Origin of the sequence: Bradyrhizobium sp. CER78, assembly GCF_029846235.1 — a bacterium.
Taxonomy (GTDB): domain Bacteria; phylum Pseudomonadota; class Alphaproteobacteria; order Rhizobiales; family Xanthobacteraceae; genus Bradyrhizobium.
In genome coordinates, this window is sequence record NZ_JARVWP010000012.1 from 177,967 (window position 1) to 204,859 (window position 26,893).

Consider the following 26,893-nt stretch of genomic DNA (forward strand, 5'->3'; position numbering starts at 1 on the left):
AAAGCAAATTCGTCGCGAAATCACCTGCGATGAACTGTCTCCTCCGGTTATCGAGCGTGAGCTTTTTTATCAATGCGATCAGCACCACAGTTTGCTTGAATCGCCCCAGTTCAAAGGGATTCTAATCTACGGTTTGAAATCGTTCTAAACTCTAGTTTTTAAGCGTTCTAATGACCGTTCTAAATTGCTGCCGACAATCACTCGGCGCTTGGCGGCTTCATCAGCGAAAACAGCTCGTCGATGGTCCGCTGCGCGACCTGCCGCACCTGGTCGCTGTTCTCGAGGCCGGCGATATTGACGCCGTTGACGACCGCTTTGATCTCATCGCGGAAGTCGGTGAGAAAGCGCAGCGGATCACGCTGCTCGTTGGCGACGCGCGCGATCAATCCGGTGACCAGGATCTGGCAAGCCATCATGCGTCCGTTCAACTCATCCATCGCGGCCCTCATCCTTTCGCATCGTCGCTGCGCGATATGAACGACATCCCGCGGCGTTTCAACCGCGTCGCGCAAACCGCAAGCTGATGAAGGGATCGAGCGCAGGAGTGCGCGCGACGCGACGCGCGCTATTTCGCGGCGATGGGCTCGGCGCCCTCGCCGAGCGCCTTGATGCGATCCTTGACCTCGCGAAGCGTGGCGAGGCCACTCTCGACATGCTTGTCCGATACGTCACGCAGCACGTCGCCGGCGATCGCATCGCGCAGACTGTCAAGATCGTCGACGAGGCGGCGCCCGGTCCTGGTCAGGAATAGACGATTGGCGCGGCGATCCCTGGGGTCGGGACGGCGTTCGAGCAAGCCATGCTCGACAAGCCGGTCAAGCAGCCGCACCAGCGAGATCGGCTGCAATTCGAGCACATCGGCAAGATCGACCTGGGATAGTCCTTCCTGCTCGCGCAGGCGGAAGAGCACGATCCATTGGGCGCGCGTGGTGCCTCGCGCCTTGGCGCGATGATCGATATAATTGCGCAGCAGCCTGGAACTCTCGACGAGCTGCGCAATGAATTGGCGTTTGAGATCGAGCGACATAGGGGTCCTCGGTGCGTTTCACAGCCGGAATGTTTCTGCTCGTTTCTGACCTAAACCTTTCCAAATGTTTAGGATTCTCAAGCCTTGGTGTGTTTACACATTAAGTGCACGCATATTATATCCGCAAGCTCTGTGAACCGTTTCGATCACCCTTTATTGTTACGTCGAACCCAAGAGTCCGCATGTCAAAGTCACGCACCATCGGTTGGGTTTTAGTGATCGCTGCGGTTGGCGCGGCTGGTTATTTCGGCTGGCAAAAATACTCCGACAACAAGCTGGCGGCCGAGGCCGCGCAGAAGCGTGCCGCCCAGCAGCGCCCCGCCGTTCCGGTCAATATCTCGCCGGTCGAGAAGGCCGACTTCCCGGTCTACCTGACCGGTCTCGGCACGGTGCAGGCGTTCAACACCGTCCAGGTCCGCACACGGGTCGACGGCCAGATCACCAAGGTCGCTTTCAAGGAAGGCCAGTTCGTCAAGGCGGGCGACACGCTGGTTGAGATCGATCCGCGGCCCTATCAGGCGACGCTCGACCAGGCCAAGGCCAAGAAGGCCCAGGACGAGGCCAACCTCGCCAACGCCAATCTCGATCTGCAGCGCTACACCAAGCTCGGCGAGTTCGCGACGCGCCAGCAGCTCGACACCCAGCGCTCCACCGTGGCCCAGCTCACGGCGCAGATCACCGCCGACGACGCCGCGATCTTCAACGCGCAGACCCAGGTCGACTACGCCACCGTGAAGTCGCCGATCGACGGCATCGTCGGCCTGCGACTGGTCGATATCGGCAACATCGTCAACGCCTCGGCCCAGACCGGCATCGTGACGATCACCCAGATCGAGCCGATCACCGTGATCTTCACCGCGCCGGAAGACCAGCTGCCCGATATCAAGGCGGCATTGGCCGTGGCGCCGCCCAAGACCATTGCCCTGACCACCGACGGCAAACGGGTGCTGTCGACCGGAACCCTGGCGCTGATCAACAATCAGGTCGACACCACAAGCGGGACTGTCCGGCTGAAGGCGGTGTTTGATAACAAGGACCATGCGCTGTGGCCGGGCCAGTCGGTCTCGACCCGGCTCCTGGTCCGGACATTGAAGGATGCCACCGTCGTGCCGGATGACGCGGTGCAGCATGGCACCGAGGGCCTCTACGCGTATTCAGTCAATCAGGAGAACAAGGCCGAGCTTCGCAAGCTCAAGGTCAGCCAGTCGATCGACGGCAAATCGGTGATCGAAGAAGGCCTGTCGCCGGGACAGCAGGTGATCACCGCGGGCCAATACAAGGTCTCGCCGGGAACCCTGGTGACGACGGCGGTGGCGAGCTCGGACCAGTCCCAGTCGAAGGTTACGCAGGAATGAGCGACGGAATATCCGCACCATTCATTCGCTTCCCCATCGGCACCTCGCTGCTGATGGCCGGCATCCTGTTTGTCGGCCTCGTCGCCTACCCCCTGCTTCCAGTGGCGCCGCTGCCGCAAGTCGACTTCCCGACCATCCAGATCACCGCGTCGCTGCCGGGCGGCAGCCCGGAGACCATGGCAAGTTCGGTCGCCCAGCCGCTGGAGCGCCAGTTCGCGCAGATCCCCGGCATCGCGCAGATGACCTCGACGAGTTATCTCGGCACGGCATCGGTCACGATCCAGTTCGACCTCAACCGCTCGATCGACGGCGCCGCCAATGACGTGCAGGCCGCCATCAATGCCGCCAGCGGCCAGTTGCCGAAGAACCTTCCCTCGCCGCCGACCTATCGTAAGGTCAATCCGGCGGACGCGCCGATCATGCTGCTGTCGGCCACCTCGGACACGCTGCCGCTGACGACGGTCAGCGATTCCGTCGACGCGCAGCTTGCCCAGCAGATCAGCCAGATCTCCGGCGTTGCGCAGGTCATCATCGGCGGCCAGCAGAAGCCCTCGGTCCGCGTCCAGATCGACCCGGCCAAGCTGGTCGCGAAAGGCCTGTCGCTGGAGGATGTCCGCGCCGCGATCAACATCGCAACCGTCGACAGCCCGAAGGGCAATATCGACGGCGCCACCCGCGCCTACACCATCTATGCCAACGACCAGTTGCTCACGGCGGAGCCCTGGAACGACGTCATCATCGCGTACCGCAATGGCGGGCCCTTGCGGATCCGCGACATCGGCCAGGCCGTGACCGGGCCGGAGGACGCCAAGCAGGCCGCCTGGGCCAACGGCAAGCGCGGCGTGTTCCTCGTCGTCTTCAAACAGCCCGGCGCCAACGTCATCGACACCGTCGACAAGATCAAGGCGGCGCTGCCGCGGCTGGTCGCGGCCATTCCGCCGGCGGTCAAGATCGAGGTCATCTCCGACCGCACCACCACGATCCGCGCCGCGGTGGAGGACGTCCAGTTCACCCTCATGCTGACCATCTTCCTGGTCGTGATGGTGATCTTCGTCTTCCTGCGCAGCTTCTGGGCCACCGTGATCCCCGCCGTGACGGTGCCGCTGGCGCTGCTCGGCGCCTGCGCGCTGATGTGGATCTTCGGCTACACGCTCGACAATCTGTCGCTGATGGCGCTCACGATCGCGGTCGGCTTCGTGGTCGACGATGCCATCGTGATGCTGGAGAACATCAGCCGCTACATCGAGGAAGGCGAGCGGCCGATGGCGGCCGCCTTCAAGGGTTCCAAGGAAATCGGCTTCACTATCGTCTCGATCAGCATCTCGCTGGTCGCGGTGCTGATTCCGTTGCTGCTGATGGGCGGCATCATCGGCCGCCTGTTCCGCGAATTCGCTGTGGTGCTGGCGATGACCATCTTCGTCTCGATGTTCGTGTCGCTGACGCTGACCCCGATGATGGCTTCGCGCTTCCTGCGCGCCCACAACGAGGAGCGGCACGGCCGTCTCTACAAGCTCAGCGAGCGCGGCTTCGACGCCATGCTGCGCGGCTATCAGAGCGGGCTCGACCTTGCACTGCGCTGGAAGTTCACCACCCTGATGATCTTCTTCGCGACGCTCGCGCTGTCGATCTACATGTTCGTCATCATCCCGAAGGGCTTCTTCCCGCAGCAGGACGTCGGCCTGATCACCGCGACCTCGGAAGCCAACCAGGACATCTCGTTCGCCGAGATGAAGGGGAAGCAGGAGCAGCTCAGCAAGATCGTCATGCAGGATCCCGGCGTGGCGACGGTGGCGATGGCGATCGGCGGCAGCGGCCGGGCCGGCAACAACGGCAACATGTTCATCACGCTCAAGCCGCTGAACGAGCGCGATGCCAACGCGCAGCAGATCATCGCCCGGCTGCGGCCGAAGCTGGAGAAGGTGCTCGGTGCCCGGCTGTTCATGCAGGCCGCGCAGGACGTCCGCCTCGGCGGTCGCCCGACCCGAACCCAGTTCGAGTTCACCTTGCAGGATGCCAACCTTGCCGAGCTGAACGAATGGGCGCCGAAGATCCTCGGCAAGATGCAGACGCTGCCGCAGCTGCGCGACGTCGCCACCGACCAGCAGACCAACGGCACCACCGTCGAGCTGAAGATCAACCGCGACACCGCCTCGCGCTATGGCATCCAGCCGCAGCTGATCGACGACACGCTCTATGACGCGTTCGGCCAGCGCCAGGTGACGCAGTACTTCACCCAGCTCAACAGCTACCACGTCATTCTCGAGGTGCTGCCGGAGCTGCAGGGCTCGATCGATACGCTGAACAACATCTACATCAAGTCGCCGCTGACCGGCGAACAGGTGCCGCTGTCGACCTTTGCGAAGTGGACCACCGTGCCGGTGCGGCCGCTGTCGATCAGCCACCAGGGCCAGTTCCCGGCGATCACCATCTCGTTCAACCTGGCGCAGGGTGTCGCGCTCGGCCAGGCGACCGAGGCAGTGCAGAAGGCCATGATCGACCTCGGCGCACCGCCGACCCTGAGCTCGAGCTTCCAGGGCACCGCGCAGGCATTCCAGCAATCGCTGTCGAGCGTGCCGCTGCTGATCCTGGCGGCGCTCGTGGTCGTCTACCTGATCCTGGGTATTCTCTACGAGAGCTACATCCACCCGATCACCATTCTGTCGACGCTGCCCTCGGCCGGCGTCGGCGCGCTGGCGATCCTGATGGCCGCGGGCTTCGACTTCTCGCTGATCGCGCTGATCGGCATCATCCTGCTGATCGGCATCGTGAAGAAGAACGGCATCATGATGGTCGACTTCGCGATCGCCGCCGAGCGCGATCAGCACATGGAGCCGGTGGCGGCGATCCGTCAGGCCGCCCTGCTCCGCTTCCGCCCGATCATGATGACGACGATGGCCGCCATGCTCGGCGGCGTGCCGCTGATGCTCGGGACCGGCACCGGCTCCGAAATCCGCCAACCGCTCGGCTACGCTATGGTCGGCGGCCTGATCGTCAGCCAGGCGCTGACGCTGTTCACGACGCCGGTGGTTTATCTCTATCTCGACAGGCTCTCCAACGCGTTCGCGAACTGGGGCCGCTCGCCACGTGCCGGCCACGACGCCGACGATGGCGACGACCGATCGGTCAAGCAGGCCGCTGAGTGACTTGACATTTGCCGCCATACCGGCACATCCGAAAGATGTTCATTTCGGAGCCGGTATCGTGAGGATTGTCGCAAAGTCGTTTTTCGTCCTGCTCACCGTGTTCGGCGCAGCCGGCTTCGGCCACGCCCAGACGCCGAAGGGCAAGACTACGCCCGCGCCGGTTCCGGCAGCTGCTCCCGCCGCGCCGCAAGGTGATGCATCCGGCAACAATACCGGCTGGGTCGCGCGCTGCACCAGCGCGAGCCGCGACGCGCCGCTCGAATGCGCCATGGAGCAGACCGCTGTTCTCACCAAGACCGGCCAGCTCATCGTGCTGGTCAACATCCGCGTTCCCGGCGACACCCGCACGCCGGTTGCGCTGATCCAGCTTCCGCTCGGCCTGAACCTGCCGGTCGGCGCCAAGCTGCAGGTCGACGAAGGCAAAGCGGTCGACGTGCCGATCCAGACCTGCGAGGCGCGCGGCTGCTACATCAACGCGCCGATCGCGCCCGATGTCCTGACCCAGCTTAAATCGGGCAAGCAGCTCAAGGTGTCGTTCCAGAATCTCGGCAAGGAAACCATCAGCATCCCGATGCCGCTCGGCGACTTCGCGACGGTGTACGACAAGATCAAGTAGCGCAGCAAAGATCGCCGCCTGCGCTATCGCTCGCGCTTGTAGAGGAACGCGTTGTCCGCCTGCGGCATGCCGATCGTCTTGTAGAAGCTCATCGAGTCCGGCGCCGACAGCAACAGGCACATCGATTCAGGCCCGGCGTGGCGCCGCGTTTCCGCGATCAGGCGCTTGCCGATGCCGTGCCCCTGATACGCTCGATCGACCGCAAGGTCCGACAAATAGCAGCAATAGGCGAAATCGGTCAGCGCGCGCGAGACGCCGACGAGCCGGTGCGCCTTTCGCGCCGTCACGATCAGGTTGGCATTGGCGATCATGCGCGCCATCCGCTCGGTATCCGCCAGCGGACGCCGCTCGCCGAGCCCCGACTGGCGCAACACCTCGATGAACTCGTCGACGCCGATCGACGCTTCACGGGCATAAACAATCTCGTCCATCAGCTTAAACCTCTGTCGCAACAGGTCGCACCACGCGCGCGAGACCATGGTGGAATACGCTGCACCAATCCACCCTCGATGCTGTGGCGACGCAATCTGTGTCACGTCCGGCTCGCCATCGCGAGCAGACCGCAACGGGCAATCATCAGGATTTCAGAGGATGGTCGGGGCCATTGAGACAGATTGGCCGGGGAACCTGGACCCTCTAGGACTCTCAGTCAAGACGGCCGAAAACCTTTCTGCGCCAATTAGTTATTATTTTTGAGCAACTTGCGAGTTGGGCGCTATATTCGAGGTGTTACTACAACCCGTTACGAGCAGTCCCAGCATGTCACTTTCCACCAACGTCGTCCGCCGTCCAGGCAGCGCCATGTATTACGCGCGGATTGGCATTCCTCCTGACCTTCAGCGCTTCTATCCGTCCAAGGGCGGAAAGCAGGCCCACCGCCGGGAGCTATGGAGGTCGCTTGGGACGCGAGACCCCAAGGCAGCGCGGGACTTGGTCCTGCCGGTGCTCAGTGAGTGGCGACGGGAATTTGCCGCGCTGCGGGCGCGACGGGCACCCGGCGCGACGGACATTCAAGCTGGCGCCTGGGCGCACTATGAACGCGAGCTGACACTAGACGAGCGGCAGCGGGCCAATATGCCGACCACTGACAAGATCGAGGCCGCAAGACACCAGCCTCATCTACCCGGCTTCGATCTCCTCGTCATGCGCAACGCTGCAAGGAACGGTCGCGAGAACCGGGCCATCCAGCTTAGGACGTTGAGGGAGCATCTGGCATCCGGAGAGACGGCCCTGATCCATTGGGCGGCTGATGACCTGATCGAGCGCGAGAAGCTCCTGGTCGAGAAAGGCAGTCCGAAATACCGGGAGATTTGCAATCGGCTCCAGCGCGCCCAGGTCGAGGCGCTGGAACGTGCGGCTGAACGCGACGCCGGGGATTGGGCTGGCGTGCCGAAAGACCCGGACGTGAGACCCCCGGACCCGACGATGGGTAAGCAGTTCGCGGCGCCCGGCGAGACGATCATGGAGCTATACGACCGGTTCAAGGCCGAGCGCCTGGGCACGGCGCGGCCGGACACATGGAATCAGAACCGCAAGATAGTGAAGCTGTTCGCCGAGTATGTCGGCGAGACGTCCCACGTCTCGGTGATCACTCGAAAGACCGTTCGCAACTGGAAGCATGAATTGTCCGGCTGGCCTGTCAAGGCCGGCGAGATCGCAGCGTTCAAGGGCATGTCCTTCCGGAAGATCATCGAGGCCAACGCTTCGATCAAGAAGCCAACGATCAGCGACAAGACCAAAAACAAGTATCTGTCGGCGGTCGGCAGCTTTTCGACCTGGCTGCTGCAGAACGAATTCATCGAGGCCGACGTCATGGCCGGGATGTATTTGGTGCTCGACAAGCGGAAGAAAGTCCGCCTCCCCTTCACAGCGGATCAACTCAAGACGATCTTCAACTCTCCCCTCTTCACGACCTGCATGGGTGACGATCGCGAGCACGAACCCGGCAACGTCGCTATCCGTGACTGGCGCTATTGGATTGGCTGGATCGGTCTCTACACCGGCGCGCGGCTGGGCGAGATCGCGCAGATGGCGACCGCCGATCTATTCCAAATTCATGACGTTTGGGTGTTTCATATTACGGAAGATGGCGAGGTCGATGACGATGGATCGCCGGTCAAGTCTGCCAAGACCAGAGGGTCCCAGCGCGTGGTCCCGGTCCATAGCGAACTGATCAAGCTGGGTCTGCTCGAATATCACACTGCGATGATCGCTCGGGGCGAGAAGCAGCTCTTCCCGGAGATCAAGCCGGACACACGCGGTTTCTTCTCTGGCGTGCCCTCGACCTTCTTCAATGACTACTTCCGTGCCATCGGTGTGAAGGTCGATCGCAAGGTCAACTTCCACAGCTTCCGGCATGGTATTGCCGACGCCTTCCGTGCGGCCGGATACATGGACGAGCAGTTCAATGTGCTGCTGGGCCACACCAAGGCGACGACGACAGGTAAGTATGGCATCCTGCCCCAGGGCATCTTGAGCCAGCGCGTCGAGATGATCGAGGCGGTTAGGTTCGAGTTCTAAACGAGGCTTGAAATGGTGCTGGGTCAGCAGCCACGGGTGTGGCCGTATTTCGCAATTTTGATCGGCGGGACGATCCTGGTCCTGCTTCTTTTTTGGGTGCGCTGGATTCCAGAGTCGAGTGAGCGCGAACTGACACTGCAGAACAATTTCAAGTATTGCCTGCAGTCGTTCAATGACTGGGACCGCTGCGAACGCGAACGGCGTCGGCAAGAGGCGGAATGGGACCGATACCGCCATTAGTTACAGGTTCTCTTAATGATCAAAATTCCCGACCAGCCCGATCCGCCATCGAACGTCTTCGCGCTGGCGACGCCATACCATTTGCTGCACAAGCTCTATTGGGAGATCGAGCAACTTCGCTCGTCTCTCGCCTCGAAGCGAAGTTTAGCCGAAACACACGCACCGGCTTATCACGCCTTCAACTGTGCCGTGACTTGCTGGTATTTGACGGATTGGGTTTGGGAGTCGGCGGAGGACTACCAACGGGAGCTCATGTGCTCCACCTATGAAACCAAACTCAAGACAGTCGAAGACTTCCAGGCCGCTATGCGGACCCGGCATCGCTCGCTCTACGTCTGTTGGCAGATCGCCAACGGCTCTAAGCACTTTCGGCTTAGAAAAACTGATCCTCAAATTAAGACCGATCAGGTTTGGGAGTATCGCCCAGCTAGGGCTGGGAGAACGCGAGCCGGTCAGAAAGCCGGATCATACGTGTATCGTTTGAGCCTGACCGATGGTGACCAGCGACGTGAGGCGCTGGAGATTTTTGAGGACGCGGTCAACGTATGGGAGCGCGAGCTTGGTGCTTGGTTCTTTATCGAGGGACGTTACGTAGGTCCTGATTGAGCCAGCGCGTGGCAGTAATCGAGGCGATGGCGTTCGCGCTATGAATTTGCACCTGCTAGCGAGTCCGATTGCGAGTCCCACAGTCTCTTTTGAACTTCCTGTTCTAGAGCCTTTAGGAGATCGCCTCCTTCCTTGACGAACCTGCGTCTGGTCTCCCAAATATTGAAGTTGGCTCGATCCTGTAACCAAAGCTCATGCTCGACAAGCGCACCATGGGTTAGCTCCGAGAGAGCATCGAACTTTGACTTTAGCTCCTCGCGTATGAATATGCTGTTCTTTCGAAAATACTGGTAGAAATCGACGTATGTGTTCCTCGCCACCCATGCGTTATGATGATTGATTGCACGGGTGTAGTAGTCGGTCTTCTTAGGTTCGCTTTTAATCTTTTCTTTTTCCCAGTTGTCGAGTGGGGACTTGTCCAAGAACTCGGAGAGATGCTCCGGTATCATCCGATCTAGATCGGGATATTGCTGCAGGGCTGAGGCTACGGACTGCACGTGCCCATGCGCCATCACGAGCTTGCTCCATACTTCCGGCAGCACGTCAAACTCTCGCTGGTAAAGCTTGGCGGTGCGATCCATTAACGAATTGATCTTGAACCGCAGCTCCTCAAGCTCCCTTTGCTGCTTGTGCTTATAGTCCTCCAATCGCTCATTGAATCTTGCAGTGAGCCACTTCTCGCTAAAGAGCTTGAAGAGCCAATATGCTGCTCCAACCACAGCCAGCACAACCGCAGCGCCACCGCCGAACAGAGCCAGAAGTTTAGTCAAGGTTTCCGTCATGATTCGCATTCAACCTGTGCGCGACAGGAAGGACAACAAAAAAGGCGCGGTTTCCCGCGCCTCTTTGGTATCGAGTTGACGGATTATCCTCGCTTCTTCGCGGTCCCCAGCTTGATCGCCTTCGCAAGTTCGCCAAGCATCCATTGCGCGGTTCGCTCTGCCCCTCCGGGAAGCAATGCTGCTGGTGCGGTGACATACTGGTCGTGCTCGAGGTAGACTAAAGTGCCATCGAAATACCAATCCGATGACACCCCAGACTTCAAGCTAACCACTCCCTCGCGATCAGTCATGCCATCTGCTCCAGATCGGCTAACATCACTTGCGCCCAGATGCTAGTCGGCCAGATGTCGCCGTGCTCGCCTAGTGCGATCTTCACCTGGTCACTGGTCATCTTGCCGGTCACTGGGCATGGATCGAGGGCCGCGAGCCGCTCGGCCAGCGCCGGTCGGTCGCCCAACAGCGGTCCAGCCGCGCGGTGGATCAGACCAACATCGCACTGGCCCGCGACCGGGATCAGGCGATCGACCATGGTGGTGTAGAGAACGGTCGGAAGAAACTCTTCGGTCATTTCGGCCTCATGGTGGTGATGCAGTTCACACGCATGCCATACGCGGAATCTGATCCGCAAGACGCTTAAGGTGTCTAATCTCTAGTGTTCTATTGACAAGCGCACCAAGGCGCGACTTTTGCATTCCATCGAAATCGACGCCTCAATCCACTCCTTGAGAGTCAAGTCCGGATGTATGACCGGTCCAGAAAGTTATCGGACTAGAATTGGTGACCTTCATTTCAGTCTCAGGTTAAGAGGAAGAAAATGCGGTGCTTTAGCGCGTTCTTGGTTGGACTGATCTTTTTTTCCCCGGCCTTCGTCGCAAAGGCGGCTCAGAAGACCGCTTTGGTTGGCGTGCCCATTGGAGCAACTGAAGGTCAGTTTCTTCCTGAATTTGAGGAGGGCAAATTTGAGTGCTCTCATAAAACGGAATATGCAGTTGAATGTAAGCGAGGGAAGGACATTCCTACAACTGGGCAGGGTGAACACCTCTACTATCTTTTAACTAAGCGCTCTCAACCTCCGCATGTTTTTTCAGTTCAGTACAATTTCGACAAGATCGACCTTAAACCGACCGACCTTATTGATCTGATCAATAAAGCTTACGCTGTGAGTCCTCTATTCTATGACCCGAAGGCAGGCTGCTTGGCAGCAGCTCGATGCCATGTTTTCTGGGGGTTAGACGATGGCATCGGCTTGGCACTGAATTTAGATGGTCCCTCTGCAAACGGTATTTATCATTATGAATTGAAGCTTGCGCATATAGCCACGGTCGCACAAGAGATGGATGTCGAGAATCCATTTGATGCAGCTGCAAAGGAAATGGATCGACTGAAGAATGCTTTAGAGCCTACAAAAAAGGAATCGGATGAACTCAGGCAGCGTTAGCTTTTGATTCTATCGCAAATATGGTGCGAGCGTGTGGCTCAAAGTCCGCCGGGAGCCGGATTCTGGCAGAACGGGTCACGCAACTTTGTCCCGCGGAAACGGCGCGCTGATCCAAGGCCGGTAATCGTGATGTCCCCAGCGCCAGAGGCGGTGGGCGTCCTTGGAGACGTTAATGCGCGGCCCGTTGAGAAGACGGGGCGGAGGGGATACCGGACGCAGGATGCGGAAGGGAGGCTTGAACAGTGAGGCGCCGTCGAGCAATGGATGTAGTCCCAATGCCTCGCCCACGTTGCACGGCCCCCTGCAGAGCCTCTTCTGATATCCGTTGGATCGCTCACGGATCGCGCGCTCGTACACCTTGCGGCGCTCGGCCATAATATCGTCGCCGACCACGGGGACGCCCGCGCGGATCAATATCGAGCTTGCCTGGCCTTTGTCACCACAGACAAGGTCGATGCTCCGCATGTTCCTATAGCCATTGCCCCACTTTTCCCGGCCACCATGGACGTACACGTGGCCTCCGGCTAGTCGCTGCGAATCGCTGTGGTGGGTGGGCCCGTCACCTTCATGGCAGGCCTCGGCCTCGACGATCATGATCGCGGTGTCTTCGCTACCGTTGCTCTGGTGCAGAACACATCCGATCAGGCGCGGTGCCACCTCAACAGCGGAGCCCGCAAAGAAGCCTTCATCCTCCTCGATAGGCACGTATCTGGCTCCGAAGTATTCGAACACGCGTGCCCCATTCAATTGAATGTCGGCTTCTCGCTGGCCTTTTCAACCGTCATGTCGGGTTGGACAAAACCGCCGGTAGTGATTGTGACCTTCTCACCTGTTCTCGCCAAACCGGTACAGGTTCGGGGGTCGCTTGGGCCGACGCCTTCACGGGCATATTGGCGGGCCAAAGGGCTATCGAGATCGCTCTTACAGCTGACACTGTTGATGCCGTAGTTACTCACGATCGCTTGCGCGAACGGCTGAAATTCGAGATCGCTGGCTCCGAAAAAGCATTTGCTGAAATTCAGTTGCTCGATCTTTTCATCCTTCCCAAAGATCGCCTCCGCACAAACCTTGTTGCTGCCCTTGGGGTTGAAAATCGCTTTGTTAGACTGCTGGAAGAGACCCATGGAGTTCGCCAATCGGCAGGATGCCTCCTTCGAGCCATTGCACGGGTTTGCTTTCGGATCGGCGCTCTCGAATTTTACGGCAAAATCATTGTTGGCGAGTCCTTCGATGTCGCTTCTAGTCATGCCGATGAAGAGACCTCGAAATTTCGTTGAGGTCGTCGCCTCAGGAGATTTTTGAGCCACTTGGGGACGCGGGACGGACGGCACGGTTGCCGCAGGCTCCTGAACTTTGACGGCTTCTGCGTTCTGGGAAGTACCCACATCGGACTTTGTGAAAGTGGTTGGCGAACTACTACTAGACGGCGGGGAGACCGCGCTTTGCGTTGGCATGTCGGCACGGGGGGAAGGGATTGAAGCCCCGGGAGCTTGCGAAGCGGCAGCGATCGAGGGACCACATTTTACATATTCCACCCGGAATTTTCCCTCTTGAATCTCCAGGCGCGCTGGGTCGAGTAGTCTCACAGCGTACGTCTTGATCTTGTACCCCTCGCGCGTGCCAGCCTCGCCATCATCGTACCAGCGATCCCGAAACACGTAGCTGCCATCGGGAGCGCGCCCGATCGAGACGTGCACTGATTCCGTGTCGGCGTAGCCGCCGAAGTCCAGCCGCTTGCCGGGAATGAAAGCCATGATTTCGCCGGCAGTATTGCCGGACAAACGGGCCAAGCCAAACTTGGCGACAGCGGCGCAGGCGGTTCTTTCGGTGCCGGGCAGGTTCTTGTTCACGGCAGCCCAGGCGCCCCCGAACGGCGATTCCTCGGCGCGGGCGGAGAGATCTGTCGCGCTCAGCGCGAGCATAACGAATAGAACGCCCGTCACTGCCGTTCGTATTGTCAACATCCTTCTTACCCCAAGTCAGCAAAAATCTGATGGTCTGCAATCATGTGTTTGGCCGCGCAAGCCACGGGCGCGGAAGCTTAGTCCAACGCTCTCGGGGCCAAGTCACCATTTCCATGGCCGCGCGCATTGAATCCTCAAGAGTATCGGCCTCCCCAGCGGCGAGTGTTCGTGAAACGGGCCACCCTCTCGAAAGCGACCAAATACCTCGAATCCGCATATTCGAGGATAGCCGCTGCTGGCCGGAATGTCGTAGGCGAGAAGCTCCACGCGCTCTCCGCCGGCATCGACAAACATGTGAAAGGCTAGTCCGGGCCCCTTCGGCTCGCGTTTCCATCCAATCGTTTTCACTGCGCCCCCGTCGTCTACACCGAAAATTGTGATGTTGTGGCGGTTGTGGCGCCGCTTACAATCCGGAATACCGTACCGCCTCGATCATTTCGACGCGCTGATTAAGCGTGAACGGAGGAAGAATTCCGTAGATTCCGGTCGTCGTCTCCTCTGTGTGGCCCAAGAGCACATTGAATTGCTCATCCACATAACGATGGCTTTGAAGTAGTTATTGAAGAACTTGGAGGCCACACCGAAGTACCCCCGAGTGTCCCGCTTCAACTGGGGAAATAGCCGCTGTTCGCCACGTGCTAGTGAGGGGGCCGCAACAGGCGGTTAAGTCGGTGATCCCGCTGGGAATCTGAGGTTTGGCTGGGGAACCTGGATTCGAACCAAGACAAACAGAGTCAGAGTCTGTTGTGCTACCGTTACACCATTCCCCAAGAATTGTCCGTGGTATCAACAGCTTAGCTGAATGACTGGACATCTCGGTGCAGCGGGTTCGCCTGCCAAATCAGCGCCCGCGCGAGAGCGACCTTCTACCCGCTTGGTCCCACGCTTGGCAAGCATTGTTGGCGGGGGATCGACGTAAAATCGCGGGCTGTGGCCGCGAATGAAGTCGCGTTCCCTCTCCCGCCTGCGACGCGGAAGCGTCAGTTGCAGAAGCCCGCAAAGGCCATATGCGACAGTCTTGGTCGAGGGAGACTTGGGGCGAGGGATATTCGCACAATTTCGGAATATTAGAAGTATGCCCCTGAGTTGCCCGACATGTCAAGTTGCTTTTGGCCGGACAGTTGCTTGGCCGGACGTTGCCGTGTCGAAGGCCGTCCCCGCCGGCTCCTTTGCATGGGGTTGTTTTCGATATTTTAGCAGCGCCCGCTCGCGCCTTCGCGCGAGATCGAGCCGCGGCGTCATGTTGAGCGCCTATCGCAGGCCTCAGTACAGCCCGCCCGTCCCTGACCGCATCACGGCACGATCCGCGTCCGGCGGGATTGCCTGCTGGGTCCCGTCGATCACATCGGTGCCGGCGACCAGCGTCGGATCATAATACGGCGGCGCCTGGCCCGGCTTGAAGGCTTCGAGCACCACGCCCCGGTTCTGACCGGGCGTGGCGCGCAGGCCGGACTTGGCATCGACCAGGACCAGCCGGATGCCGACCGGCTGCTTGAAAGGGGTGGGTGGCTTGTCGGCCAGCGCGAGCTTGAGGAAGTCGCGCGCGATCGGCGCCGCGGTATGGCCGGCCTGCGCGTTGCGGCCGAGCGAGCGCGGCTTGTCGTAGCCGACATAGAGACCGACCACGAGGTCCGGCGAGAAGCCGACGAACCAGAGGTCCTTGGCCTCGTTCGAGGTGCCGGTCTTGCCGGCGAGCGGCTTGCCGACGTCCTTCAGCGCGGTGCCGGTACCGGCCTGGATCACGCCTTCCATCAGCGAGGTGATCTGGTACGCGGTCATCGCGTCGAGCACGCGTTCGCGGCGGTCGACGAGCTGCGGCTCGGGCTGGCTCTTCCAGCCTTCCGGCGCGTCGCAGCCGCGGCATTCGCGCTGATCGTGCCTGAAGATGGTGTGGCCGTAGCGGTCCTGGATGCGGTCGATCAGGGTCGGCTTCACGCGGACGCCGCCATTGGCGATCATCGAATAGGCCGTGGCCATCCGCATCACCGTGGTCTCGCCGGCGCCGAGCGAATAGGCGAGATAGTTCGGCAGCTCGTCATAGACGCCATAGCGCTTGGCGTATTCGCTGATCAGCGGCATGCCGATCTCCTGCGCGAGCCGCACCGTCACCGTGTTGCGCGATAGCCGCAGCGCATTACGCAGGGTCATCGGCCCCATATACTTGCCGGCATCGAAGTTTTCCGGGCGCCAGATGTTGCCCTGCCCCTGATCGATCTCGATCGGCGCGTCCATCAGCACGCTCGACCCGGTGTAGCCGTTGTCGAGCGCCGTCGAATAGACGATCGGCTTGAAGGTCGAGCCGGGCTGCCGGTAGGCCTGCGTCGCGCGGTTGAACTGGCTCTGGTCGAACGAAAAGCCGCCGACCATCGCGAGCACACGGCCGGTGTGCGGATCCATCGCCACCATCGCGCCCGACAGTTCCGGGATCTGGCGCAGCCGGTACTGGCCTTCGATGCGCTGGCCGTCCTTGCTGTAGAACGGATCGGCGTAGATCACGTCGCCGGGTTGCAGCACCTGCGCCACCGAGGTCGGCGTCTTGCCCTTGTACGGGCCGGACAGTGCCCGCGCCCATCGCACGCCTTCCAGCGTGACGATGCCGGTCTCGCGCTGCTTGCTGATGGCGCCGCCGAGTTCGCGGCCGGGCTGGAAGCCGATCCGCGCCGACTGGTCGTTGCTCTCCAGCACCACTGCCATCCGCCACGGCGAGATGTCCGAGAGCGACTTGATCTCGGCGAGCGGGACACCCCAGTCACTGGTGAGGTCGAGCTTCTGGATCGCGCCGCGATAGCCCTGCTGCTCGTCATAGTTCACGAGCCCCGCCACCATGCTCTTGCGCGCCATCACCTGGACCTTGGGATCCAGCGTGGTGCGCACCGACAGGCCGCCCTCGTAGAGCTTCTTCTCGCCGTAGCGCTCGAAGATGTCGCGGCGGACCTCTTCCGAGAAATATTCGCCGGCGAAGGTGTGCGCGCCGTTGCTGCGGTTGGTGACGGTCAGCGGATCCTTGCGCGCCTTGTCGGCGTCGGCAGCGGTGATCCAGCCGTTCTCCTGCAGGCGGTCGATCACATAGTTGCGGCGCTCGACCGCGCGCGCATGGTTGCGCACCGGATGCAGGCTGGCCGGCATTTTCGGCAGCGCCGCCAGATAGGCCGCTTCGGCCACCGTCAGTTCATTGACGGACTTGTCGAAATAAACCAGCGACGCCGCCGCGATGCCGTAGGCGCCGAGGCCGAGATAGATTTCGTTGAGATAGAGCTCGAGGATCTTGTCCTTGGAATAGGCCCGCTCGATTCGCATCGCCAGCAGGGCTTCCTTGATCTTGCGGGTGAACGACACCTCGTTGGTCAAAAGGAAGTTCTTGGCGACCTGCTGGGTGATCGTCGAAGCACCCTGCGGACGGCGGTTGGAACCGAAATTCTGGATGTAGGCGACGCCGGCGCGCGCCATACCGGTGTAGTCGACGCCGCCGTGCTCGTAGAAATTCTTGTCCTCGGCCGCGAGGAACGCGTTGATCACGAGCTTCGGCACGGCCTGGATCGGCAGATAGAGCCGACGCTCCTTGGCGAACTCGCCCAGCAGCGATCCGTCCGCCGCGTGCACGCGGGTCATCACCGGCGGCTCGTAGTTCTGGAGCTGCGAATAGTCGGGCAGGTCCTTGGAAAAATGCCAGAACAGCCCTGCGACCGCGGCCAGACCGGCCAGGAACAGGATGGTTCCTGCGGTGAACAGGAACCCGAAGAACCGCAACAGAAATTTCATCGACCAGATTTTCCGTGGCGAATACGTCGCTCGTTCTGAGTGCGCTGCGTGCCACTTAGGCCGCCCGGTATATCGGTCGCACCATGGACCTGCAATTCAACACAGGAGAATTAAAGCGGGTCAGGCGTCAAACTTATGCCATAGAGCCCGGGTCGCGCGCGCAAGCCAAATCAGCTGTCCCCGATCCCGGCAATGCTCCGCAGAACTGCATCGGCCTTCCAGCCTCCCTCCCCCGATTCGTCCGCGCGTTCGCCGAACGCTGCTCCGGCCTGCAATCGCGGCGCTTGCGCGGCGAGCGCGCCGCGAAAGAAAAGCGCGGGTCCAGCCCACCGCTTCCACTACCTGGCTGCCGCTACGGGGGCTGCGGCATCAGAAACCGGTGGACAGTGCCGGCCGGGCCACCCGATTAACGACCCATTAACTATAACTACCCCAAGTTGTTGGGATACACGCGACTCGCGAGGGGCTGACTTGCATGGCACTGCGCGGATTTAAACGGCCGTTTGCCGTCGACCCGAATATCGTTGGATTTCCGAAACCACCCACATCGGCGATGGGCACCGAGGCCTTGGACCTCGTCTATCAGGCGGCGGATCTGTTCCGCAGCATCGAGGACAGGGCCCGCGCCGGCGAGGCCCGCGCCGAGGCCGCCGAACAGGCGCAGCTCGAAATCATCGCCGCCACCGAGCGCAAGCTGAGGGACGCGTCCCGGGCGCTGGAAGAGGCGCGGCGGCGTATCGAGTCGCAGCAGGAGCAGCTCGATGCCGCCGAATTCCGCGCCCAGGCCGCCGAAGCCGAGGCACGCGAAGCCAGGCAATCGCTGGCCCTGATCGAGGATGCGATCCGCCGGCGCTTGCTGCTGACCGGCGGGCACGACGACGCCAGATCGAGCGCGGTCGCCTAAGGCGAGATCGATCCGCGGCGGGCCCTGCCCGGCCGCCGCACGATCGCACAACGACAATCAGTAGCCGGCCGCCAGCCCTGAATTGCGGCGCGGGTCGTTCGCGCCATAGAAGCGATTGTTGCCGACCGGCTCGCCACCCAGCGACGGCGCGCCGATGACGATCACACCGCGAGGTGGTTGGCCGGCTGCGGCGGCCCGAATTTGTGGCCCATGCCCTCCAGCATCTTCCGCGTATCCGGCGACAGCGTGTAATCCTCGAGGTTGGTGGCCTCCGGAAGCCACTGCTGGTGGAAGCGCGGCATGTCCACGGCCTCCTGCGCGTTCATGCCGTAGTCGATGGCGTTGATCATCGTCGGCAGCACGGCCGTGATGATGCGGCTGGCGCCGGGCGTGCCCAGCACCATGACCGGCTTGCCGTCCCTGCTGACGATGGTCGGGCTCATCGACGACAGCGGGCGTTTGCCCGGGACGATCGAATTGGCCTCAGCCTGCACCAGGTCGTACAGATTCGGCACGCCGATCTTGGCGGTGAAGTCGTCCATCTCGTCGTTCAGCAGCACGCCGGTCTTGGCCGCGGTCACCTTGGCGCCGAACCAATCGTTGAGCGTGTAGGTGACCGACACCGCGTTGCCGTCCTTGTCGGCGATCGAATAGTGCGTGGTGTTGCTGCCTTCGTGCGGCGGCACGCCGGCGATGACTTTGCCGTCCTTATCGAGATACATGTTGGCGGTGGCACCCTTCGGTGCGGTTTCGCGGAAGTCGAGGAAGGTCTTGCGGCCATCGGCAAGCTGGATGGTCATGAACCCGCCGCCACCGAGATTGCCGGCGGCGGGATACACCACCGCAAGCGCGTAACCGACCGCAACCGCCGCTCCGATTGCGTTGCCGCCGCGCTTCAAGACCTCGATGCCGACCTGGGTCGCGAGATGCTGCGCGGAGACCACCATGCCGTTCTCGGCGGCGACCGGCGCAACCGACGCGGCGCGCGCGGGAGCAGCCGACGCGATGCCGATCGAAACTATCGCGGCGACGACCTACCGCGCGCGCACCGTTGAATTTTGCATGGAGGCCTCCCGGGACTTACGCCGACCATCGCGGCTTTATGATGCGATCTTGGCGCGCAAACCTAGCAGGCCGCTCGCGCGCGCACTATAGGCCCGCGCGGCCCTCACCGCGCGTCCGCAGCCGGCTGTGGCGTCTGCCGTAGGCCGCATAGATCACCAGCCCGATCACGAGCCACACCGCGAGCCTGATCCAGGTGTCGAGCGGCAGGCCGAACATCAGGAACAGCGAGGTTCCGGCGGCAGCCGGGGCTACCAGCCAGATTGCCGGAGCCTTGAACGGGCGCGGCAATTGCGGATCGCGGATGCGCAGCACCAGCGTTCCGATCGAGACCACGGTGAATGCGAACAGCGTGCCGATCGAGACGAGCTCGCCGACCAGCCCGATCGGCAGCAGGCCGCCGAGAATGGCGGCAACGGTGCCGGCAAAGATGGTCGAGACGTAGGGGGTCTGGAAGCGCGGATGGATCTTTGCGGCAAAACCCGGTAGCAGCCCGTCATGCGCCATGGCACGGAAGATCCGCGGCTGCGCCAGCAGCATGATGAGGATCACCGATGTCAGCCCGAACAGGATGCCGAGCTTGATGAACGGACCGAGCCAGCCGATGCCAATCGCATCGATGCCGACGGCGATCGGATCCGGCACGCTGAGCTTGTCGTACGGCACGATCCCTGTCAGCACGAAGCCGACCGCGACATAGAGCGCGGCGCAGATCACGAGCGATCCGAGAATACCGATCGGCATGTCGCGCTCCGGCGACTTCGCCTCCTGCGCCGCGGTCGAGATCGCATCGAAGCCGATATAGGCGAAGAACACCACCGCCGCGCCGCGGACCACGCCGGACCAGCCGAATGCGCCGGGACCGGCATTCGGCGGGATCAGCGTGCCCTCCGGATTGCCCGCCGTCACCCAGTTCGCCAGCGAGACCGAGGAGGCCGCGGCGGCGAGAAACAATGCGATGACGACGAGCTTCACCACGACGACGAAGCCGGTGAAGCGCGCGGACTCGCGAATGCCGACCACGAGCAGCGTAGTGACGAAGGCGATGATCGCCATCGCCGGGATGTTGATGACCGCGCCGGTCGACGACCACGCCCCGGTGTTGACGTCGTAGGCGAGCGGCGCCGAGGTGAATTGCTGCGGCAGGTTGATGCCGAAATCGCGCATGAAGCTGACGAAATAGCCGGACCATCCGACCGAGACCGCGATCGCACCGACGGCATATTCGAGGATCAGGTCCCAGCCGATGATCCAGGCGATCAACTCGCCGAGCGTGGCATAGGCGTAGGTATAGGCGCTGCCGCAGATCGGCACGGTCGATGCCATCTCGGCGTAGCACAGACCGGCGAAGGCGCAGGCGACCGCGCCGAGCATGAAGGAGAGCGTGACGGCGGGACCGGCATTGGCGGCGGCCGCGTGTCCCGTCAGCACGAAGATGCCGGCGCCGATGATGCCGCCGATGCCGAGCGTGACCAGTTGCAACGCCGAGAGCGAGCGTTTGAAGACGGGCGTCTCCGCGTCGCCGTCGGCGCGTGCCGCCTCTCGCAACAGTTCGGAGGTCGATTTTCGATCCCAGAAGCCGGCCAGGATGTCGGTCACGCCAAATGGCCCTCCGCCGCTCGGGCCCTGCGGGACCCGCCACGATCGGCGGACTATAACGCGGCGGACGTCCAGTCGTTCGCACGCCGGGTGACGGCCGGTGCCCTTATCCACCGCCAAGCAGCGGGGCGGGCCCTACTGGCAGGGATGGCGGCGTCCGTCGCGGCCAAGGAAGGTCCCGGACGCCGGATCGAACGAGCGGTAGCGAGCGCAGGATGAGGACGGCGCCGGCGGCATGGCGCCATAGGCGTTCGCCGGGTTGCCGCTGCGTTGCCCCGCCGCCTGGGCCTCACCCCATGGCGTCAAGGCGCCGCCGTTGATGGCGCTGCGCCCGGGATTTTGCGCATCAAACAACGCCGGCTCCGAAATCTGGGCAACGACCGGTGAAAACGTCATCCCTGCAAGCACGATGGCGGTTGCAACCGCCCTCAATCCGGACATGCGACCACTCCTGTCGATCAATGGAAACCTGTCGAAGGCCGGCCGAGCCGCCCCAAAACCATATGGTGGCGGCGCCTCCCCGGGCACAGGCGCCACGGCGTCACGATGCTGCGAGCTGGCCGGCCGTGGCTCGCCACTCAGTGGTTATGCACGTCGGGCCGCGGGTCGGAGACGAACCCGTCGCGGTTCGGCATCTTGACGGCGGCGAGCGACTTGGCGTCGAGCACGGCATTGGCGGGGACGACGCCGTTGAGGCTGAGGATGTAGGCGGACACCGCGTAGACGTCCTCATTGCTCAGCGATTGCGGCGCGTTCTGCGGCATCGCGCGGCGGATGTAATCGAACAGGGTCGAGGCATAAGGCCAGTAGCTGCCGACGGTGCGGATTGGTTTTGGGCTGGCCAGCGTGCCCTGTCCGCCGACCAGGCGGTCGCCGACGCCGCCCTGCCCGTTGTCGCCATGGCATGCCGCACATTGCTCGGCGAACACGGTGCGGCCGCGCTCGACGCTCCCGCTGCCCGGCGGCAGGTTGGAGCCATCGCGGCCGATATCGATGTTCCAGCCCGCGATCTCGGCAGGCGTTGCCGGACGCCCGATGCCATAGCGATCGTCGGCCTGCGCGGCAGCGGCAAGCATCGCAATCGCACCTACGACGAACGCCGCCTTCAGGTTACGCCTGGGCATTGGTCACCTCGCCATTTGCATCGATGCGCCAGGGCCAGATAGCGTTGTTGTGGTAGAACGAGTTGAGACCGCGCACCTTGACCAATTCCGCCAGCGTCGGCTGGGTGTATCCGGTCTCGTCGATGGCGCGGCTCTGGATCACGGCGGGCGTGCCGTCCCAGTGCCAGGGCAAACGGAAACGCGTGAGTGCACGCGTCAGCACCGGCTCCTGCAACTCGGCCTGCTGCCAGCTCTTGCCCTCGTCGAGCGAGATCTCGACGCTCGTGATCTTGCCGTGGCCGCTCCAGGCGATCCCGGTGATCTCGTGAAAGCCGTGCGTGGTCAGCTTCTGCCCGCCGGACGGCCGCGTGATGATCGACTTGGCCTCCATGTAGAAGGTGAATTCGCGCGACGTGCCGTCTGGCATCGGGTCGGTGTATTTCGAGGTCTCCTCGCGCGAATAGGCCGGCTCGGCGGTGACCTTGAGCCGGCGCAGCCACTTCACGTTCATGTTGCCCTCGAAGCCGGGTAGCAACAGGCGCAGCGGATAGCCCTGCTGCGGACGCAGCCGCTCGCCGTTCTGGCTGTAGACCAGCATGGCGTCGTCGAGGCATTTCTCGATCGGGATCGAGCGCGTCAGCGCGGCGGCATCGGCGCCTTCGGCGACGATCCATTTGGCGCCCGGCTGCAAGCCTGCTTCGTCGAGCACCGTCTTCAGCGGCACGCCGGTCCATTCGGCGCAGCTCAGGAGGCCGACGAGGTCGGAGGCCGTCTTGCCATAGGGCTTGGTGTAGACCGGATTGCCGGAGCACTCCAGGAAGTGGATGCGCGATTGCGACGGAAAGCGGCGGATGTCCTCCATCGTGAACACCAGCGGGCGATCGACCATGCCGTGCAGCATCAGCCGGTGCTCGGCCGGATCGATGGTCGGCACGCCGCCATGGTGGCGTTCGTAGAACAGGCCGTTCGGCGTGATGATGCCGTCGAGCTCCTGCAACGGCGTGCGGCCCGACGCCGAGATATATTGCGGCAGCGTCTTCGAGATATTCTTGACGACGCCCTTCTCGTGCACCGATGGCGTGCCATAGGGCTGGCTTCCCATCGGGTCGCCGGGCGCTTTCATCCACTCCGGCACGTTGGGCGGAAGATTATTCTCCTGCTCGGCAAGCGCAGGAGAACCGGCAACTCCCGCCATCGCGGAGCCTCCGGCCAATGCTGCACCCGCCTGAAGAAATCGCCTGCGAGACGCCTCTCGCACGCGCTTGTCCGTCGTATGTTCGCTCATCGACGTTTTCCTCTGACGTTACCAGAGCATGATCCGGAAAAGCGCGAAGCGGTTTTCCCTCGCGACAAACGCAAAGCGTTTGCGCGGAGATCATGCCAGGACAACAATCCAAAGCGCGATGACGATTCATCGTGCTCTGGTGCAGCCTAACACCAAACGCCCGAGACGAGGCAATGGTCGCGAGTGCAGAGCTGCCATCAACTGCCCGCGACGACGGGCAATTTGTCGATCGAGCGGATGCCGGGGCGGCCGCGCCAGTGGATGTGCTCGGGCTTCACCGCGAGCCGGAGATCGGGCCAGCGCGTGAACAGCGCTTGTAGCGCAGATGCCGCCTCGATTCGTGCCAGCTGGTGGCCGAGGCAGAAATGGATTCCGGTCCCGAACGAGATATGCCGGTTCGGCTTGCGTGCGAGATCCATTCGTTCGGGATGCTCATGCGCCGTGGGATCGATATTGGCGGCCGCGATCATCGCCATCACCCGCTCGCCCTTCTTCAGATGAACGCCGCCGAATTCGACGTCGCGCCTGACGTAGCGCGGCTTGGTGAACTGCACCGGCGAGACGAAGCGCAGAAATTCCTCGACCGCGAGGCCGAGGCGGCTCCAGTCAGCCGTGAGCCAGTCGCGCCGCGCAGGGTCCTTGAGCAACTCGAACACCGATCCGCTGATCAGATGCGTCGTCGTTTCCGACCCCGCGCCGAGCAGCAGGAACACCATCGACACCATTTCGTCCGGTGTGATGCGACCGCCTTCCTTCTCGACCTGCACCAGTTCCGCGATCAGCCCCTCACCGCCTCGCTCGCGCGCGAACTGCAATTGCTGCGCGAGGTACTTTCGCATCTTCGACAGCGAACCCATCATTCGCAGGAAGCTGATCGGGCCTCGTAGCTGCGTCATCGCATTGGCCCAGGCGATGAATGTCGGCCGGTCGGCCAGCGGCAAGCCGAGCAGCTCGCAAATCACCGAGACCGGCAGGATGCGGGCATAGCGCGGGATCAGGTCGGCCGGGCTTCCCGCGGCGAACAATTCGTCGGCGAGGCGATCGGCGATGCCGCGGATGTGCGGCTCCATGTCGAGCACCGCGCGGCGGCGGAATGCCTCGTCCACGATGCTGCGCAGCCTCGTGTGATCCGGCTCGTCCATCGTCAGCATGTTGTTGGCGACGGCGGTGACCGACTTCGGCATCCACCAGCGCAGGCCGGCAACCTCGCCGTCCTCCTTGCGCAACGTAAAGGTCGCGCTCTCCTTCAGCATCACGGAGGCGGCATCGTAGGTCGTCGTCAGCCAGACCCGGCCGACAATTGGAAACCTGACCTCGACGACCTCGCCGCGAGCACGCAGCATCGCAATGCCGGCGGCAGGATCCCGGTTGAATGTTTCGCTGGAAAAATCCGGCTGCGATGCCATGGCGCCACCTCATGCCGCCGTTCGCGCATCCGGAACATGGTGCGAAATGCCGTGTATGCAAGGCCGGGCGCGTTTGCCCCTGCGGGAACCAGCGGCGCAGCGTGGCCGCTGCTCGCCGGTCGTTCCATATGACAGCTCACATCCGTTCGCCGGGCAATCGGCTGGCTTGCTTCACCCAGGCGGTGAACTGGGCTTCGTCGAGCTCGTCGTTCTCGTGAATGTTGAGATAACGCGTATGCTGCTGCTTGGACTCGCCCGGCGGCACGGGACGCAGCAATGCGCCGCGAAAGAACGCCACCTTGATGTAGCGGGTGAAGACATGGATGCCGAGGAACCAGCCTTCGCCTGCGACGCCGTAGAGCGGCGAGTTCCACTTCACCGCCTTGTGCACGCCGGGGACGGTCCGCACGATGAGCGCGTCAAGCTTGCGTCCGACCTCGCTTTTCCACCCCGGCATCGCCGCGATATAGGCTTGCACGGGCGCGTCACCAACTCCCATTGCGATCTGCGGATTGCCGCCCGCGAGCAGACGCGGCTTTGCAGCTCCGCGCGTCGCGGCTGCCTTCTTTGCGCTCTTCTTGGCGCTCTTCGCCGACTTCTTGGAAGTCTTGCCAACCATTGTGCCTGTTTCCACCGGTTCACGTCCCGCGCGCTGCGCAGCGTTCGCCCTCTCGACCCGGATCATACGATTGTGGGTCGATGTTGTCGTCAGTGCCCGCGCCTGTATGTGGCGGCGTATCGACGCGCGCGATCGGTCTGCTTGCCGCAGTCCGGCGTCTAGTCGACCACCGCCGGCGTGCCGTGGGTGTGGAACGACTCGATCGTCTTCAACCCCCAGGCCTGGCCCTTCTTGCGCTCCTCCTCGGTCCACACGATCGGCTTCCAGTCCGGCGCCAGGATCAGGCGGGCTCCGGCATTGGCGACCTCGACGCGGTTGCCGCCGGGTTCATAGACATAGAGGAAGAAAGTCTGCTGGATCGCGTGCTTGTGCGGACCGGTCTCGATATGCACCCCGTGCTCGAGGAAGATATCGGCGGCTCGCAGGATCTCCTCGCGGCTGTCCAGCGCATAGGTCACATGGTGAAACCGGCCGCGCTTGCCGTAGTGGTCGCGCGTATAGGCGAAGTCGTAGCTCTTGTTCGACATCGTCATCCACATCGCGGCTTCCGTGCCGTCGTTGAGCACGATCTGCTCGGTGGTGCGGCATCCCAGGTAGTTCTCGAAGAAAAGGCGATTGGCCTTGATGTCGACCGCGAGGCAATTGAGATGGTCGAGCCGGCGGACGTTGACGCCACGGGCCGGAAAGCGCTGCGCCTGGTTCTTCAACGCGGGCTTCAGCCCGGCCGGCGCCTCGTACCATTCCGTCTCGTAGTAGAGCTCGATGACGTGGCCGTCGGGATCGCGGCAGCGAAATGCCGGTCCCTGCCCCATGTCGCCGTCGATCCAGCCGATATCGAAGCCCGAGCCCTTCAGTGCGGCGACGCGGCGCTCGAGCGCCTGCGGGCTGCGCGCCCGCAGCGCCATGTGCTCCATGCCCGAGGTGTTCGATGCGGTCAGCTTCAGCGAATAGCGCTCATAGTCGTCCCAGCCGCGCAGATAGACCGACTCGCCCTCTCGGCCGCTGACCGTCATGCCCATGACGTCGACGAAGAACGTCAGGCTCTCGTCCGGCTTCGGCGTCAGCAGCTCCATGTGCCCGAGATGAGCGAGATCGAAGATCGGTTCCGGCTGCATGGGACGGTCTCCTCGCACGGCGCCACCGACGTCTTTCCGCTCGGGCGAGCGATGCCGGCGCGATTTGTACTAGTGTACAAAGGATTAGGTCCCGTCAACAAATTATTGGCACCGGCAATCGCAGCCCGCGGTTGAGACCACCCTCCGCGCCTACCCCTTGGACGCTATCACCGGCGCCGCATCGTGCGGCCGGGACATGGTCGCCGACACCGTCAGCGCGACGGCAAGCGCGCACACCATGCAGAGCTTCATCCGCGCCGTGCGGCGATCGGTCATCGGCAGGAAGAAGAAGAACGCGATGGCCAGAACGAGAAGCGCATTCACGAGATAGTACATGGCGGGGCCCTCTT

At 62.3% G+C, this 26,893-nt stretch carries 25 protein-coding genes, 1 tRNA gene and 2 pseudogenes; 9 read left to right on the forward strand and 19 right to left on the reverse strand.

The annotated features are described in order from the left end of the window. Positions 1–197: 197 nt before the first annotated feature. Positions 198–437, reverse strand: a complete 240-nt coding sequence (locus QDT69_RS25085; protein WP_279709145.1) for a hypothetical protein — start codon at positions 435–437, stop codon at positions 198–200. Positions 438–565: 128 nt separating this feature from the next. Further along, positions 566–1,027 (reverse strand): MarR family transcriptional regulator, encoded by a 462-nt coding sequence (locus QDT69_RS25090; RefSeq protein WP_279709146.1) that lies wholly within the window; start codon positions 1,025–1,027, stop codon positions 566–568. A gap of 182 nt (positions 1,028–1,209) precedes the next feature. Between QDT69_RS25090 and QDT69_RS25095 the strand changes: the two genes are divergently transcribed. The 3 genes from QDT69_RS25095 to QDT69_RS25105 all read left to right on the forward strand — a co-directional run bounded on the left by QDT69_RS25095 (position 1,210) and on the right by QDT69_RS25105 (position 6,141). Next, on the forward strand, positions 1,210–2,382 hold the full coding sequence (locus tag QDT69_RS25095; RefSeq protein WP_279709147.1) for an efflux RND transporter periplasmic adaptor subunit: 1,173 nt from the start codon (positions 1,210–1,212) through the stop codon (positions 2,380–2,382). After that, positions 2,379–5,525 carry a multidrug efflux RND transporter permease subunit gene (locus QDT69_RS25100; RefSeq protein ID WP_279709148.1) on the forward strand — a complete coding sequence of 1,049 codons (3,147 nt, stop codon included), beginning with the start codon at positions 2,379–2,381 and terminating at the stop codon, positions 5,523–5,525. The genes QDT69_RS25095 and QDT69_RS25100 overlap by 4 nt, the downstream gene beginning before the upstream one ends. A 97-nt stretch (positions 5,526–5,622) precedes the next feature. Then, on the forward strand, positions 5,623–6,141 hold the full coding sequence (locus QDT69_RS25105) for an invasion associated locus B family protein (protein WP_279709198.1): 519 nt from the start codon (positions 5,623–5,625) through the stop codon (positions 6,139–6,141). A 23-nt stretch (positions 6,142–6,164) separates the two neighbouring features. Here QDT69_RS25105 and QDT69_RS25110 read toward each other — a convergent pair whose 3' ends face one another. Beyond that, positions 6,165–6,572, reverse strand: a complete 408-nt coding sequence (locus tag QDT69_RS25110) for a GNAT family N-acetyltransferase (protein ID WP_279709149.1) — start codon at positions 6,570–6,572, stop codon at positions 6,165–6,167. Positions 6,573–6,900: 328 nt separating this feature from the next. Between QDT69_RS25110 and QDT69_RS25115 the strand changes: the two genes are divergently transcribed. The 3 genes from QDT69_RS25115 to QDT69_RS25125 are packed head-to-tail and all read left to right on the forward strand — an operon-like array spanning position 6,901 to position 9,507. Continuing rightward, a complete protein-coding gene (locus tag QDT69_RS25115) occupies positions 6,901–8,661 on the forward strand; it encodes a site-specific integrase (RefSeq protein ID WP_279709150.1) in 1,761 nt (586 codons plus the stop codon). Between the two features lie 12 nt (positions 8,662–8,673). Continuing rightward, entirely contained in the window at positions 8,674–8,901 is a 228-nt protein-coding gene (locus tag QDT69_RS25120; protein WP_279709151.1) for a hypothetical protein, read from the forward strand. Between the two features lie 15 nt (positions 8,902–8,916). Beyond that, complete coding sequence (locus QDT69_RS25125) at positions 8,917–9,507, forward strand: hypothetical protein (protein WP_279709152.1); 591 nt, start codon at positions 8,917–8,919, stop codon at positions 9,505–9,507. Between the two features lie 38 nt (positions 9,508–9,545). On the opposite strand, the gene QDT69_RS25130 is transcribed toward QDT69_RS25125, so the two are convergent. The 3 genes from QDT69_RS25130 to QDT69_RS25140 all read right to left on the reverse strand — a co-directional run bounded on the left by QDT69_RS25130 (position 9,546) and on the right by QDT69_RS25140 (position 10,857). Next, complete coding sequence (locus QDT69_RS25130; protein WP_279709153.1) at positions 9,546–10,289, reverse strand: hypothetical protein; 744 nt, start codon at positions 10,287–10,289, stop codon at positions 9,546–9,548. An 83-nt stretch (positions 10,290–10,372) separates the two neighbouring features. Then, positions 10,373–10,579: a hypothetical protein gene (locus tag QDT69_RS25135; protein ID WP_279709154.1), complete on the reverse strand. Its 207-nt coding sequence runs from the start codon at positions 10,577–10,579 to the stop codon at positions 10,373–10,375. Beyond that, positions 10,576–10,857, reverse strand: a complete 282-nt coding sequence (locus QDT69_RS25140; protein WP_279709155.1) for a hypothetical protein — start codon at positions 10,855–10,857, stop codon at positions 10,576–10,578. The genes QDT69_RS25135 and QDT69_RS25140 overlap by 4 nt, the downstream gene beginning before the upstream one ends. A gap of 267 nt (positions 10,858–11,124) precedes the next feature. Here QDT69_RS25140 and QDT69_RS25145 point away from each other — a divergent pair, with 267 nt between their 5' ends. Further along, a complete protein-coding gene (locus QDT69_RS25145; RefSeq protein WP_279709156.1) occupies positions 11,125–11,727 on the forward strand; it encodes a hypothetical protein in 603 nt (200 codons plus the stop codon). Positions 11,728–11,802: 75 nt separating this feature from the next. Here the strand turns inward: QDT69_RS25145 and QDT69_RS25150 are convergent, their stop codons facing one another. The 4 genes from QDT69_RS25150 to QDT69_RS25165 form a co-directional block, all read right to left on the reverse strand. Then, the gene (locus QDT69_RS25150) at positions 11,803–12,459 is read right to left on the reverse strand and encodes a DNA-3-methyladenine glycosylase (RefSeq protein ID WP_279709157.1); all 657 of its coding nucleotides are present in this window, start codon (positions 12,457–12,459) and stop codon (positions 11,803–11,805) included. 11 nt (positions 12,460–12,470) lie between these two features. Continuing rightward, on the reverse strand, positions 12,471–13,691 hold the full coding sequence (locus QDT69_RS25155; protein WP_279709158.1) for a hypothetical protein: 1,221 nt from the start codon (positions 13,689–13,691) through the stop codon (positions 12,471–12,473). 696 nt (positions 13,692–14,387) lie between these two features. After that, a tRNA-Gln gene (locus QDT69_RS25160) sits at positions 14,388–14,461 on the reverse strand. Positions 14,462–14,954: 493 nt separating this feature from the next. After that, complete coding sequence (locus QDT69_RS25165; protein ID WP_279709160.1) at positions 14,955–17,450, reverse strand: penicillin-binding protein 1A; 2,496 nt, start codon at positions 17,448–17,450, stop codon at positions 14,955–14,957. A gap of 568 nt (positions 17,451–18,018) precedes the next feature. Between QDT69_RS25165 and QDT69_RS25170 the strand changes: the two genes are divergently transcribed. Then, on the forward strand, positions 18,019–18,354 hold the full coding sequence (locus QDT69_RS25170) for a hypothetical protein (RefSeq protein WP_279709162.1): 336 nt from the start codon (positions 18,019–18,021) through the stop codon (positions 18,352–18,354). Between the two features lie 203 nt (positions 18,355–18,557). Here QDT69_RS25170 and QDT69_RS25175 read toward each other — a convergent pair. Further along, positions 18,558–19,367 (reverse strand): annotated as a pseudogene (locus tag QDT69_RS25175) (gamma-glutamyltransferase); the annotation flags it as partial. On the opposite strand from QDT69_RS25175, the gene QDT69_RS25180 reads away from it, so the two are divergent. Beyond that, complete coding sequence (locus tag QDT69_RS25180; RefSeq protein ID WP_279709163.1) at positions 19,300–19,509, forward strand: hypothetical protein; 210 nt, start codon at positions 19,300–19,302, stop codon at positions 19,507–19,509. The pseudogene QDT69_RS25175 and the gene QDT69_RS25180 sit on opposite strands and share 68 nt — an antisense overlap. On the opposite strand, the gene QDT69_RS25185 is transcribed toward QDT69_RS25180, so the two are convergent. The 8 genes and pseudogenes from QDT69_RS25185 to QDT69_RS25220 form a co-directional block, all read right to left on the reverse strand. Then, positions 19,504–21,015 carry an amino acid permease gene (locus QDT69_RS25185; protein WP_279709164.1) on the reverse strand — a complete coding sequence of 504 codons (1,512 nt, stop codon included), beginning with the start codon at positions 21,013–21,015 and terminating at the stop codon, positions 19,504–19,506. The genes QDT69_RS25180 and QDT69_RS25185 overlap by 6 nt on opposite strands. A gap of 135 nt (positions 21,016–21,150) precedes the next feature. After that, positions 21,151–21,456 carry a BA14K family protein gene (locus tag QDT69_RS25190; RefSeq protein ID WP_279709165.1) on the reverse strand — a complete coding sequence of 102 codons (306 nt, stop codon included), beginning with the start codon at positions 21,454–21,456 and terminating at the stop codon, positions 21,151–21,153. A gap of 137 nt (positions 21,457–21,593) precedes the next feature. Next, on the reverse strand, positions 21,594–22,091 hold the full coding sequence (locus QDT69_RS25195) for a cytochrome c (protein ID WP_279709200.1): 498 nt from the start codon (positions 22,089–22,091) through the stop codon (positions 21,594–21,596). A 34-nt stretch (positions 22,092–22,125) separates the two neighbouring features. Continuing rightward, positions 22,126–23,313 (reverse strand): sulfite dehydrogenase, encoded by a 1,188-nt coding sequence (gene soxC / locus QDT69_RS25200; protein WP_279709166.1) that lies wholly within the window; start codon positions 23,311–23,313, stop codon positions 22,126–22,128. 296 nt (positions 23,314–23,609) lie between these two features. Beyond that, a pseudogene (locus QDT69_RS25205) lies at positions 23,610–24,809 on the reverse strand (cytochrome P450); the annotation flags it as partial. Between the two features lie 136 nt (positions 24,810–24,945). Beyond that, positions 24,946–25,428, reverse strand: coding sequence for a DUF1801 domain-containing protein (locus QDT69_RS25210; protein ID WP_279709168.1), 483 nt, complete (start codon positions 25,426–25,428; stop codon positions 24,946–24,948). A gap of 158 nt (positions 25,429–25,586) precedes the next feature. Further along, entirely contained in the window at positions 25,587–26,543 is a 957-nt protein-coding gene (locus QDT69_RS25215) for a catechol 2,3-dioxygenase (RefSeq protein ID WP_279709169.1), read from the reverse strand. Positions 26,544–26,693: 150 nt separating this feature from the next. After that, complete coding sequence (locus tag QDT69_RS25220; protein WP_279709171.1) at positions 26,694–26,879, reverse strand: hypothetical protein; 186 nt, start codon at positions 26,877–26,879, stop codon at positions 26,694–26,696. Positions 26,880–26,893: the final 14 nt, after the last annotated feature.

Coding starts and splice junctions, on each gene's coding strand:
- QDT69_RS25110 (WP_279709149.1), bottom strand. CDS start 6,572: ATGGACGAGATTGTTTATGCCCGTGAAGCGTCGATCGGCGTCGACGAG.
- QDT69_RS25155 (WP_279709158.1), bottom strand. CDS start 13,691: ATGTTGACAATACGAACGGCAGTGACGGGCGTTCTATTCGTTATGCTC.
- QDT69_RS25210 (WP_279709168.1), bottom strand. CDS start 25,428: ATGGTTGGCAAGACTTCCAAGAAGTCGGCGAAGAGCGCCAAGAAGAGC.
- QDT69_RS25085 (WP_279709145.1), bottom strand. CDS start 437: ATGGATGAGTTGAACGGACGCATGATGGCTTGCCAGATCCTGGTCACC.
- QDT69_RS25120 (WP_279709151.1), top strand. CDS start 8,674: ATGGTGCTGGGTCAGCAGCCACGGGTGTGGCCGTATTTCGCAATTTTG.
- QDT69_RS25220 (WP_279709171.1), bottom strand. CDS start 26,879: ATGTACTATCTCGTGAATGCGCTTCTCGTTCTGGCCATCGCGTTCTTC.
- QDT69_RS25140 (WP_279709155.1), bottom strand. CDS start 10,857: ATGACCGAAGAGTTTCTTCCGACCGTTCTCTACACCACCATGGTCGAT.
- QDT69_RS25115 (WP_279709150.1), top strand. CDS start 6,901: ATGTCACTTTCCACCAACGTCGTCCGCCGTCCAGGCAGCGCCATGTAT.
- QDT69_RS25095 (WP_279709147.1), top strand. CDS start 1,210: ATGTCAAAGTCACGCACCATCGGTTGGGTTTTAGTGATCGCTGCGGTT.
- QDT69_RS25190 (WP_279709165.1), bottom strand. CDS start 21,456: ATGTCCGGATTGAGGGCGGTTGCAACCGCCATCGTGCTTGCAGGGATG.
- QDT69_RS25090 (WP_279709146.1), bottom strand. CDS start 1,027: ATGTCGCTCGATCTCAAACGCCAATTCATTGCGCAGCTCGTCGAGAGT.
- soxC (WP_279709166.1), bottom strand. CDS start 23,313: ATGGCGGGAGTTGCCGGTTCTCCTGCGCTTGCCGAGCAGGAGAATAAT.
- QDT69_RS25125 (WP_279709152.1), top strand. CDS start 8,917: ATGATCAAAATTCCCGACCAGCCCGATCCGCCATCGAACGTCTTCGCG.
- QDT69_RS25165 (WP_279709160.1), bottom strand. CDS start 17,450: ATGAAATTTCTGTTGCGGTTCTTCGGGTTCCTGTTCACCGCAGGAACC.
- QDT69_RS25180 (WP_279709163.1), top strand. CDS start 19,300: ATGCCGTTCTCGGCGGCGACCGGCGCAACCGACGCGGCGCGCGCGGGA.
- QDT69_RS25130 (WP_279709153.1), bottom strand. CDS start 10,289: ATGACGGAAACCTTGACTAAACTTCTGGCTCTGTTCGGCGGTGGCGCT.
- QDT69_RS25135 (WP_279709154.1), bottom strand. CDS start 10,579: ATGACTGATCGCGAGGGAGTGGTTAGCTTGAAGTCTGGGGTGTCATCG.
- QDT69_RS25195 (WP_279709200.1), bottom strand. CDS start 22,091: ATGCTTGCCGCTGCCGCGCAGGCCGACGATCGCTATGGCATCGGGCGT.
- QDT69_RS25215 (WP_279709169.1), bottom strand. CDS start 26,543: ATGCAGCCGGAACCGATCTTCGATCTCGCTCATCTCGGGCACATGGAG.
- QDT69_RS25100 (WP_279709148.1), top strand. CDS start 2,379: ATGAGCGACGGAATATCCGCACCATTCATTCGCTTCCCCATCGGCACC.